Here is an 11,254-nt window from a genome sequence, read left to right as displayed (position 1 = left end):
TTATGGCTGACTATCGGGGCAGAAAAGTCGTCATTATCGGGCTGGGCCTGACCGGGCTCTCCTGTGTTGATTTCTTTTTAGCGCAAGGCGTAACGCCGCGCGTGATGGATACCCGTGTGTCGCCGCCGGGACTCGACAAGCTGCCTGAGCAAGTAGAGCGCTATACCGGCGGGTTGAACAGCGACTGGCTGCTGGCGGCGGATCTTATCGTCGCGAGCCCAGGCATCGCGCTGGCGCATCCGGCGCTCAGCGAGGCGGCAGATGCGGGCGTTGAGATCGTCGGCGATATTGAGCTTTTCTGCCGCGAAGCGCAGGCGCCGATCGTCGCGATCACCGGTTCCAACGGCAAAAGCACCGTCACCACGCTGGTTGGCGAAATGGCACGGGCCGCTGGCTGGCAGGTTGGCGTCGGCGGCAATATCGGCCTGCCGGCGCTGTCGCTGCTGAAGTCGCCCGCGCAGCTCTATGTGCTGGAGCTTTCCAGCTTTCAGCTGGAGACCACGTTCAGCCTGAAGGCCGCGGCGGCGACCATTCTTAACGTCACCGAAGATCATATGGATCGCTATCCGCTCGGCATGCAGCAGTATCGCGCCGCGAAGCTGCGTATCTATGAAAATGCGCGAGTATGCGTAGTCAACGCTGACGATGCGATGACGATGCCGGTGCGCGGCGTCGATGCGCGCTGCGTCAGTTTCGGCATCGACTTCGGCGACTATCACCTTAACCGCCAGCAGGGCGCGACCTGGCTGCGCGTGAAGGGCGAAAAAGTGCTCAACACCGACGAGATGAAACTGGTGGGGCAGCACAACTATACCAATGCGCTGGCGGCGCTGGCGCTGGCGGATGCCGTGGGCCTGCCTCGCGCTTCCAGCCTGGCGGCGCTGACCAGCTTTAGCGGGCTGGCGCATCGTTTTCAGCTGGTGCATGAGGCGAAGGGCGTGCGCTGGATCAACGACTCTAAAGCCACCAACGTCGGCAGCACCGAGGCGGCGCTTAACGGTCTGCAGGTTAAAGGCCGACTCTGGCTGCTGCTGGGCGGCGACGGCAAATCGGCCGATTTTTCCCCGCTGGCGCGCTACGTGCAGGACGAGAAGGTTCATCTCTACTGCTTTGGCCGCGATGGCGACGCGCTGGCTGCGCTGCGCCCTGACAGCGCCGTGCGCACCGAGACGATGCAGCAGGCGATGGAGCAGATTGCGCCGCAGCTGCAGCCTGGCGATATGGTGTTGCTCTCGCCAGCCTGCGCCAGCCTCGATCAGTTCCGTAATTTCGAGCAGCGTGGCGACCGCTTCGCGCAACTGGCGAAGGAGTTAGGCTGATGCGTATTCCTGGCGCCGGACTGATAATCGGACTTTTTGCTTTTGTCGGCAGCCGACTGAAAGACTGGGTAATGGGCGCGCGCGAAAGCGACGACTCCGCGCTGGTGCTCTATGACCGCACGCTGCTGTGGCTGACCTTCGGTCTGGCGATTGTGGGCTTCGTGATGGTGACCTCGGCTTCTATGCCGGTCGGTCAGCGTCTGAACGACGATCCCTTTTACTTCGCCAAGCGCGACGCGTTCTATATTGCGCTGGGTCTCGGCATCGCGCTGGTCACGCTACGCGTGCCGATGGATTTCTGGCAGCGCTACAGCAACGCCATGCTGCTGGCTTCGGTAGTGATGCTGCTTATCGTGCTGGTCGTGGGCAGCTCGGTGAACGGCGCGTCTCGCTGGATCGCTCTGGGTCCGCTGCGTATTCAGCCCGCGGAGCTGTCGAAGCTGTCGCTGTTCTGCTATCTCGCCAGCTATCTGGTGCGTAAGGTCGAGGAAGTGCGAAATAACTTCTGGGGCTTCTGCAAACCGATGGGCGTGATGGTGGTGCTGGCGGTGCTGCTGCTGGCGCAGCCTGACCTCGGCACCGTGGTCGTGCTGTTCGTCACCACGCTGGCGATGCTCTTCCTGGCGGGCGCGAAGCTGTGGCAGTTCCTGGCGATTATCGGCTCCGGCATTTTCGCCGTGGTGCTGCTGATTATCGCCGAGCCCTACCGCATGCGTCGCGTGACTTCCTTCTGGAACCCCTGGGAAGATCCCTTCGGCAGCGGTTATCAGCTGACGCAGTCGCTGATGGCGTTTGGCCGCGGCGAGTTCTGGGGACAGGGGCTCGGTAATTCGGTGCAAAAGCTGGAATATCTGCCGGAAGCGCATACCGACTTTATCTTCTCCATCATCGGCGAGGAGCTGGGTTATATCGGTGTGGTTTTAGCGTTGTTGATGGTATTCTTCGTCGCTTTTCGTGCGATGTCGATTGGCCGCCGCGCGCTGGAGATCGATCAACGTTTTTCCGGCTTTCTGGCCTGCTCGATCGGCGTGTGGTTCAGCTTCCAGGCGCTGGTAAACGTCGGCGCGGCAGCGGGCATGCTGCCGACGAAAGGTCTGACGCTGCCGTTAATCAGCTACGGCGGCTCCAGCCTGCTGATTATGTCGACCGCGATCGTGTTTTTGCTGCGTATTGATTATGAAACGCGCCTGACCAAAGCGCAGGCGTTTACCCGAGGTGCCCGATGAGTGGGAAGCGTTTGATGGTGATGGCGGGCGGAACCGGCGGGCATGTCTTCCCCGGTCTGGCCGTCGCCCATCATCTGATGGAACAGGGGTGGCAGGTTCGCTGGCTCGGTACGGCCGACAGAATGGAAGCGGATCTGGTGCCGAAACACGGTATTGAGATTGATTTTATCCGCATCAGCGGCCTGCGCGGCAAGGGGCTGAAAGCGCTGCTGCTGGCGCCGATGCGTATTTTCAACGCCTGGCGTCAGGCGCGCGCCATTATGCGGGCGTGGAAGCCGGATGTGGTGCTGGGCATGGGCGGTTACGTCTCAGGTCCCGGCGGCCTCGCCGCCTGGAGCTGCGGCATCCCGGTGGTGCTGCATGAGCAGAACGGCATCGCCGGGCTGACCAACAAGTGGCTGGCGAAGATCGCCAGCAAAGTGATGCAGGCGTTTCCCGGCGCCTTTCCGCATGCGGACGTCGTCGGCAACCCGGTACGTACCGATGTGCTGGCGCTGCCGCTGCCGGAGCACCGTCTGGCTAACCGCAGCGGCCCGGTCCGCGTGCTGGTGGTCGGCGGCAGCCAGGGCGCGCGCGTGCTGAACCAGACGCTGCCGCAGGTCGCGGCCGCGCTGGGCGACACGATCACGCTGTGGCACCAGACCGGTAAAGGGGCGCTGCAGGATGTGCTTAAGGCCTATCAGCAGGTCGGCCAGACGCAGCATAAGGTTACGGAATTTATTGATGATATGGCGGCCGCCTACGCCTGGGCGGATGTGGTGGTTTGCCGCTCCGGCGCGCTGACCGTCAGCGAAATCGCCGCAGCGGGTTTACCGGCGATTTTCGTGCCCTTTCAGCATAAAGATCGTCAGCAGTACTGGAATGCGCTGCCGCTGGAAAAAGTGGGCGCAGCCAAAATTTTTGAGCAGCCGCAGTTTACCGCGGATGCCGTGGCGGAGACGCTGCGCCACTGGGATCGCCCCACACTATTAAACATGGCGGAAAAAGCCCGTCAGGTGGCGATCCCCGATGCAACCGAACGGGTTGCGCAAGAAGTGGCGCGCGCCGCGAAGTGATAAATCGGGTCAGCGTAGCTGGCCGGTGCCGCAACAGGCACAGATAAAGATGACAGGTAACTGAGAACGATGAATACACAACAACTGGCAAAACTGCGCTCCATTGTGCCCGAGATGCGTCGCGTCCGGCACATTCACTTTGTCGGCATCGGCGGTGCCGGCATGGGCGGTATTGCCGAAGTGTTGGCGAACGAGGGTTACCATATTAGCGGCTCCGATCTGGCGCCGAACGCGGTGACGCAGCATCTGGCGGCGCTGGGCGCCATCATTTATTTCAACCATCGCCCGGAGAACGTCACCGACGCCAGCGTCGTGGTGGTCTCCAGCGCGGTGGCGCAGGACAACCCGGAACTGGTCGCGGCGCGCGAACAGCGTATCCCCGTTATCCGTCGCGCTGAGATGCTGGCGGAGCTGATGCGTTTTCGGCATGGCATCGCCATTGCCGGAACGCACGGTAAAACCACGACTACAGCGATGGTATCAAGCATCTATGCCGAAGGCGGTCTGGATCCGACCTTCGTCAACGGCGGGCTGGTTAAGGCCGCGGGCACGCACGCGCGGCTCGGCAGCAGCCGTTACCTGATTGCGGAAGCGGACGAGAGCGACGCCTCTTTCCTGCATCTGCAGCCGATGGTAGCGGTGGTGACCAATATCGAAGCTGACCACATGGACACCTATCAGGGCGACTTCGAGAACCTGAAGCAGACATTTATTAATTTTCTGCACAACCTGCCGTTTTACGGCCGCGCGGTCATGTGCATTGATGATGTGGTGATCCGCGATCTGATCCCTCGGGTCGGACGGCACATCACCACCTACGGTTTCAGCGACGACGCTGACGTGCGCATTGAGCACTATGAGCAGCGAGGCGCGCAGGGGCATTTTACGCTGGTGCGTCATGACAAGCCGCGCCTGCAGGTGACGCTGAACGCCCCTGGCCGCCATAACGCGCTCAACGCGGCGGCAGCAGTTGCGGTAGCGAGCGAAGAGGGCATTGAAGACGACGCCATTCTCGCTGCGCTGGAAAGCTTCCAGGGCACAGGCCGTCGCTTCGACCTGCTGGGCGAATTCCCGACGGAGCCGGTGAACGGCAACCCGGGCACCGCGATGCTGGTAGATGATTACGGCCACCATCCGACGGAAGTTGACGCCACGATTAAGGCGGCGCGCGCCGGCTGGCCGGATAAAAAGCTGGTAATGGTCTTTCAGCCGCACCGTTATACGCGCACCCGCGACCTGTTCGACGATTTCGCCAATGTGCTGTCGCAGGTCGACGTGCTGCTGATGCTGGATGTCTATTCGGCGGGCGAAACGCCGATTCCAGGCGCGGACAGCCGGGCGCTGTGCCGCTCTATTCGCGGCCGCGGTAAGGTCGATCCGGTACTGGTGCCGGATCATGACGCGCTGCCGGAAATGCTGGCGCCGCTGCTGTCGGGCAACGATCTGATTCTGGTGCAGGGCGCCGGTAACGTAGGCAAAGTGGCGCGCAAGCTGGCGGAGTGCAAGCTGCAGCCGGAGCGTAAAGCGGAGGAGCGTCATGGCTGATAAAGTCGCTGTCCTGATGGGCGGCACCTCGGCGGAGCGCGATGTTTCGCTGATGTCGGGCAAGGCAGTGCTGGCGGGTCTGCGCGAAGCGGGCATCAACGCGCACGCGGTCGACACGCGTGAAGTCTCGGTGCTGACGCTGAAAGAGCAGGGCTTCGACGCTGCCTTTATCGCGCTGCACGGTCGCGGAGGCGAAGACGGCACCCTGCAGGCGGTACTGGAATTTTTGCAGCTGCCCTATACCGGCAGCGGCGTAATGGCGTCAGCCATTACCATGGATAAGCTGCGCACCAAATTACTCTGGCAGGGGCGCGGTTTGCCGTCAGGCCGTTTTGTCTGGCTGACGCGCGAGCAATATCAGGCAGGTCTGACCGCGGAAACGCGCAACGCCGTTGAGGCGCTCGGCCTGCCGCTGTTCGTCAAGCCGAGCAGCGAAGGCTCAAGCGTCGGCATCAGCCGCGTCAACGCGCTGGAAGCGCTGCCTGCGGCGCTGGATGAAGCCTTTCGTCATGACGATAACGTGTTAATCGAAGCTTTTCTCAGCGGCGCTGAGTACACCGTCGGCATTATTGGCGATCACATTCTGCCTTCAATACGCATTCAGACCGCCAGCGAGTTCTATGACTATGAAGCAAAATACATTTCTGACGATACTCAATACTTCTGCCCGGCAGGATTAAGCGCGGAGCGGGAGGCGGAGCTGCAGAAACTGGTATGGGACGCATGGCGCGCGCTGGGCTGTAGCGGCTGGGGACGCGTAGATGTTATGGCGGACGGTGAAGGCAATTTCCAGCTGCTGGAGGTGAATACCTCGCCGGGAATGACCAGCCACAGCCTGGTGCCGATGGCGGCCAGAGAAGCGGGAATGAGCTTCTCCCGGCTGGTGGCGCGTATTCTGGAGCTGGCCGACTGATATGTCACAGGCGGCACTTAACGCACGGAACCGCGAGCCTCAGGAGCGCGTGCGCACGGGGCGCAGCAACGGGGCCAGACTTTTCGGCATCGTTTTTTTGCTGATGGTCATTGGCATTATGATTTTCGGCGGGCTGGTCGTGCTGAAGTGGATGAACGACGCGTCGCGACTGCCGCTCTCAAAACTGGTGGTGACGGGCGAAACCCACTACACCACGCACGATGATATTCGCCAGGCGATTTTGTCGCTGGGCGCGCCGGGCACCTTTATGTCGCAGGATGTCAACATCCTGCAGCAGCAGATTGAGCGTTTGCCGTGGATTAAGCAGGTCAGCGTGCGCAAGCAGTGGCCTGACGAGCTGAAGATCCATCTGGTGGAGTATGTGCCGGTGGCGCGCTGGAACGATCTGCATATGGTGGATGCGGACGGCGTCTCCTTCAGCGTACCGGCCAGCCACATCGGCAAAGAAACGATGCCGATGCTGTACGGACCGGAAGGCAGTGAAAAAGAGGTGTTGGCGGGTTACCACAGCATGAGCGACGTGCTGAAGGCCAACAAATTTACCCTGAAGGTAGCGTCGATGACGGCGCGGCGGTCATGGCAGCTGGTCACCAGCGACGATGTGCGCATCGAACTGGGACGCGGCGAACCCATGAAACGTCTCAACCGATTTATTGAGCTCTATCCGGCGTTGCAGCAGCAAGGGCAGAACGAGCACAAGCGTATCAGCTATGTGGATTTGCGGTACGACTCGGGTGCAGCCGTGGGCTGGACGCCGGAGCCCGTAGAGCTCCAGGACAGTAATCAGCAACAGAACCAGGCACAGGCTAAACAATGATCAAGGCAACGGACAGAAAACTGGTAGTTGGACTCGAAATTGGCACCGCGAAGGTTGCCGCCCTGGTTGGGGAAATTCTGCCCGATGGCATGGTCAACATTATCGGGGTGGGCAGCTGCCCGTCTCGCGGTATGGATAAAGGTGGCGTAAACGACCTTGAGTCGGTGGTGAAATGCGTACAGCGCGCCATCGATCAGGCCGAGCTGATGGCGGATTGCCAGATCTCTTCCGTCTATCTTGCTTTATCGGGCAAACATATCAGCTGTCAGAACGAAATCGGGATGGTTCCGATTTCCGAAGAGGAAGTGACTCAGGATGATGTGGAGAATGTCGTACACACTGCGAAGTCAGTGCGCGTGCGCGATGAGCACCGCATCCTGCATGTTATTCCTCAGGAATACGCTATCGATTATCAGGAAGGCATTAAAAATCCGGTGGGTCTCTCGGGCGTGCGCATGCAGGCGAAAGTGCACCTGATCACATGTCACAACGATATGGCGAAAAATATCGTCAAAGCCGTTGAACGTTGTGGCCTGAAAGTTGACCAACTGATTTTTGCCGGCCTGGCGTCCAGTTTTGCCGTGTTGACGGAAGACGAACGTGAACTTGGCGTCTGTGTTGTCGACGTCGGTGGCGGTACAATGGATATCGCTGTTTATACAGGCGGGGCGCTGCGTCACACTAAAGTGATCCCTTATGCAGGTAACGTGGTCACCAGCGATATCGCCTATGCTTTCGGCACGCCGCCGACAGACGCAGAGGCGATTAAGGTTCGCCACGGTTGCGCGCTGGGTTCGATTGTCGGCAAAGACGAAAACGTCGAAGTGCCGAGCGTTGGCGGACGACCGCCGCGCAGTCTGCAACGGCAGACGCTGGCTGAAGTGATCGAGCCGCGATACACCGAATTGCTGAATCTGGTTAATGACGAGATTTTGCAGCTACAGGAACAACTGCGTCAGCAGGGCGTTAAGCATCATCTGGCAGCCGGGATCGTGCTGACCGGAGGTGCTGCGCAAATTGAAGGGCTGGCCGCCTGCGCGCAACGCGTTTTTCATACGCAGGTGCGCATTGGACAGCCGCTCAATATCACAGGATTGACGGATTACGCGCAGGAACCTTATTACTCAACCGCAGTGGGGCTGCTGCACTATGGCAAAGAGTCCCATATGAACGGCGATGCAGAGACGGAAAAACGCGCATCGGTGGGCAACTGGTTCAAGCGCATTAATAGCTGGTTGAAGAAAGAATTTTAATTTTAGAAAGGAGACCATGCAGGCACTGTTTATGGTCTCCAGGCGACAGGCACATAACGGAGAGAAATCATGTTTGAACCGATGGAATTGACCAATGACGCGGTGATTAAAGTCATCGGCGTCGGCGGCGGCGGCGGCAACGCCGTAGAGCACATGGTACGCGAGCGTATCGAAGGTGTAGAATTCTTCGCTGTGAACACCGACGCCCAGGCGTTGCGTAAAACAGCGGTTGGCCAGACGATCCAGATCGGCACCAATATCACCAAAGGTCTGGGTGCTGGGGCGAATCCGGAAGTTGGTCGTACCTCGGCTGAAGAAGATCGCGAAGCACTGCGTTCTGCGCTGGAGGGAGCAGACATGGTGTTTATCGCTGCCGGTATGGGCGGCGGTACCGGTACCGGCGCTGCGCCGGTAGTCGCGGAAGTGGCCAAAGACCTGGGCATTCTGACCGTTGCGGTCGTGACCAAGCCGTTCAACTTCGAAGGCAAAAAGCGTATGGCTTTTGCCGAGCAGGGCATCGCTGAACTGTCGAAGCATGTGGATTCGCTGATCACTATCCCGAACGACAAGCTGCTGAAAGTGCTGGGTCGCGGCATCTCTCTGCTCGACGCCTTCGGCGCGGCAAACGACGTGCTGAAAGGCGCGGTACAGGGCATCGCCGAGCTGATTACGCGTCCGGGCCTGATGAACGTCGACTTCGCTGACGTGCGCACCGTTATGTCCGAAATGGGCTACGCCATGATGGGCTCCGGCGTCGCTTGCGGTGAAGACCGTGCGGAAGAAGCGGCAGAAATGGCGATCTCCAGCCCGCTGCTGGAAGATATCGATCTTTCTGGCGCGCGCGGCGTGCTGGTCAACATCACGGCGGGCTTCGACCTGCGTCTGGATGAGTTCGAAACCGTGGGTAACACCATCCGCGCCTTCGCCTCCGACAACGCGACCGTGGTTATCGGTACCTCGCTGGATCCAGAGATGAACGACGAGCTGCGCGTTACCGTGGTAGCAACCGGCATCGGTATGGACAAGCGTCCTGAAATCACACTGGTGACCAACAAGCCTGCCAGCCAGCCGGTCATGGATCATCGCTATCAGCAGCACGGCATGTCGCCGCTGCCGCAGGAGCAAAAACCGGCAGCGAAAGTGGTCAACGACCAGAGCGCGCAGTCAAACAAAGAGCCCGATTACCTTGATATTCCAGCGTTTCTGCGTAAGCAGGCCGACTAGGAATAACCTGAGAATTGGGATTCTCCGCTCTTTGTGCTAAAGTGTTCGCCCGCTGGTAAAGTATACTAGCGGTCGGATGGGTAATATTGCGAGATAATACGATGATCAAACAAAGGACTTTAAAACGTATTGTTCAGGCGACTGGCGTCGGTTTGCATACCGGCAAGAAAGTCACACTGACATTACGCCCTGCGTCGGCTAATACCGGGGTCATCTATCGTCGCACTGACTTGAATCCACCGGTTGATTTCCCGGCTGATGCAAAATACGTGCGCGACACCATGCTGAGTACCTGCCTGGTGAATGATGAAGGCGTGCGTATTTCAACGGTTGAGCATCTGAACGCCGCGCTGGCCGGGCTGGGCATCGACAACATTATTGTTGAAGTGGATGCGCCAGAAATCCCGATCATGGACGGCAGCGCCGCGCCCTTTATCTATCTGCTGATGGATGCGGGCATTGAGCAGCTGAACAGCGCGAAGAAATTTGTGCGCGTTAAGCAGACTGTTCGCGTGGAAGATGGCGATAAGTGGGCTGAGATTAAGCCGTACAACGGTTTTTCTCTCGATTTCACTATCGACTTCAACCATCCGGCGATCGACTCCAGCTCTCAGCGCTATCAGCTGAACTTCTCTGCCGACTCTTTTGTTCGTCAGATCAGCCGCGCCCGTACCTTCGGCTTTATGCGTGAAATCGAGTACCTGCAATCCAAAGGCCTGTGCCTGGGCGGTAGTCTGGATTGCGCTATTGGCCTCGACGATTTTCGCGTGCTGAACGAAGAAGGCTTGCGTTTTGAAGACGAATTCGTTCGTCATAAAATGCTTGATGCAATCGGCGACCTGTTTATGTGCGGCCATAATATTATCGGCGCGTTTACCGCGTTCAAATCAGGCCACGCACTGAACAACAAGCTGCTGCAGGCCGTCCTGGCGAAACAGGAAGCCTGGGAATGGGCTACCTTCGAAGACGAAGCGGAACTCCCGCTGGCATTCAAGGCACCAAACCTGGTTCTGGCTTAATTACCCCAGAACGTTGAAAGGCTGGTTATGCTGACACCCCTCTCCGGTCAGCGGCGCCAGCCTTTTTTATTGCCTTTTTTGCTCCTCTGAGATTTCCGGCACGCCTCGCAATAAATGATGTCATGCTGCTGAAACGCTGAACAATCAGGCGTCTTTTCTTCCAGAGCGACTTTAAACACTGATGTGGTCGCCCCACATTAATGGTACTATCAGGCGCTCTGAAAAGCTGAGCGCCGCTGTTCAAAGACGAGCGGCAAACCCCCAACAACGACGCGATCGTTGATGCGCAATGGAAGAGCTGTGATCGGAATTTTTCTACGCTGGCGACACTTAGGCAGACGCTATTTCTGGCCTCATCTCCTGTTGGGGATGGTGGCGGCCAGCTTTGGTTTGCCTGTCTGCGCGCAGAGTGCCGAACTTAACACCTCATCTGAATCCTCTTCCAGCAGCCTGTTCGTCGGTAACGCCGCGCGCTTCGATCACCTGATCCGGCTGCAGGAAACGGCGCGACGTCCCAGCTTTACTATCGATTACTGGCATCAGCACGCCATCCGCACCGTTATCCGCCACCTTTCGTTTACCTTAACGCCGCAGGCGGAAACACCGGATACTGTCCCGCTGGCTGCGCATAAGCTGGCGCTTATCGATTCGCTCCAGGCGTTACTGACCACGCACACTTCTCTGCGTCAGCCGTCGCAGCAGGTCGCGCAGGCGCCGCGTGATGCCCTCGTACCTGTCACTTCGCTGGCCGACTGGCGCAGCAAAACGCATGCAATTCGCGCCGGACCGTCTACGCTGCTTGTCTGAAACCGTTATTTAAATACCCTTTTTCATTATCGCAGCCCGTGTAAAGCGGCTGAAT

Annotated in this window: 10 protein-coding genes; all 10 read left to right on the top strand. The window is 59.0% G+C overall.

Features of this window, described 5'->3' with window-relative positions:
• Window positions 1–2: 2 nt before the first annotated feature.
• The 10 genes from murD to secM all read left to right on the top strand — a co-directional run bounded on the left by murD (window position 3) and on the right by secM (window position 11,199).
• Window positions 3–1,319 carry a UDP-N-acetylmuramoyl-L-alanine--D-glutamate ligase gene (murD, locus tag EKL29_RS04875; RefSeq protein WP_126689016.1) on the top strand — a complete coding sequence of 439 codons (1,317 nt, stop codon included), beginning with the start codon at window positions 3–5 and terminating at the stop codon, window positions 1,317–1,319.
• Window positions 1,319–2,545 carry a cell division protein FtsW gene (ftsW, locus tag EKL29_RS04870; protein WP_120455718.1) on the top strand — a complete coding sequence of 409 codons (1,227 nt, stop codon included), beginning with the start codon at window positions 1,319–1,321 and terminating at the stop codon, window positions 2,543–2,545. Before murD ends, ftsW begins: the two co-directional genes overlap by 1 nt.
• Complete coding sequence (murG, locus tag EKL29_RS04865) at window positions 2,542–3,600, top strand: undecaprenyldiphospho-muramoylpentapeptide beta-N-acetylglucosaminyltransferase (protein ID WP_126689015.1); 1,059 nt, start codon at window positions 2,542–2,544, stop codon at window positions 3,598–3,600. Before ftsW ends, murG begins: the two co-directional genes overlap by 4 nt.
• 69 nt (window positions 3,601–3,669) lie before the next feature.
• Complete coding sequence (gene murC, locus EKL29_RS04860; protein WP_120455721.1) at window positions 3,670–5,145, top strand: UDP-N-acetylmuramate--L-alanine ligase; 1,476 nt, start codon at window positions 3,670–3,672, stop codon at window positions 5,143–5,145.
• Complete coding sequence (locus tag EKL29_RS04855; protein ID WP_126689014.1) at window positions 5,138–6,058, top strand: D-alanine--D-alanine ligase; 921 nt, start codon at window positions 5,138–5,140, stop codon at window positions 6,056–6,058. The genes murC and EKL29_RS04855 overlap by 8 nt, the downstream gene beginning before the upstream one ends.
• A 1-nt stretch (window position 6,059) precedes the next feature.
• Window positions 6,060–6,896 (top strand): cell division protein FtsQ, encoded by an 837-nt coding sequence (gene ftsQ, locus EKL29_RS04850; protein ID WP_120455724.1) that lies wholly within the window; start codon window positions 6,060–6,062, stop codon window positions 6,894–6,896.
• Window positions 6,893–8,149, top strand: coding sequence for a cell division protein FtsA (ftsA, locus tag EKL29_RS04845; RefSeq protein WP_033749492.1), 1,257 nt, complete (start codon window positions 6,893–6,895; stop codon window positions 8,147–8,149). The genes ftsQ and ftsA overlap by 4 nt, the downstream gene beginning before the upstream one ends.
• Before the next feature lie 69 nt (window positions 8,150–8,218).
• Entirely contained in the window at window positions 8,219–9,373 is a 1,155-nt protein-coding gene (gene ftsZ / locus EKL29_RS04840; protein ID WP_120455726.1) for a cell division protein FtsZ, read from the top strand.
• Window positions 9,374–9,474: 101 nt separating this feature from the next.
• Complete coding sequence (gene lpxC / locus EKL29_RS04835) at window positions 9,475–10,392, top strand: UDP-3-O-acyl-N-acetylglucosamine deacetylase (protein ID WP_120455727.1); 918 nt, start codon at window positions 9,475–9,477, stop codon at window positions 10,390–10,392.
• Between the two features lie 300 nt (window positions 10,393–10,692).
• Window positions 10,693–11,199, top strand: a complete 507-nt coding sequence (secM, locus tag EKL29_RS04830) for a secA translation cis-regulator SecM (RefSeq protein ID WP_269949496.1) — start codon at window positions 10,693–10,695, stop codon at window positions 11,197–11,199.
• Window positions 11,200–11,254: the final 55 nt, after the last annotated feature.

Source organism: Pantoea sp. YU22, assembly GCF_003970755.1.
Taxonomy (GTDB): Bacteria; Pseudomonadota; Gammaproteobacteria; order Enterobacterales; family Enterobacteriaceae; genus Pantoea; species Pantoea piersonii.
This window is presented reverse-complemented; position numbering and strand designations above follow the sequence as displayed.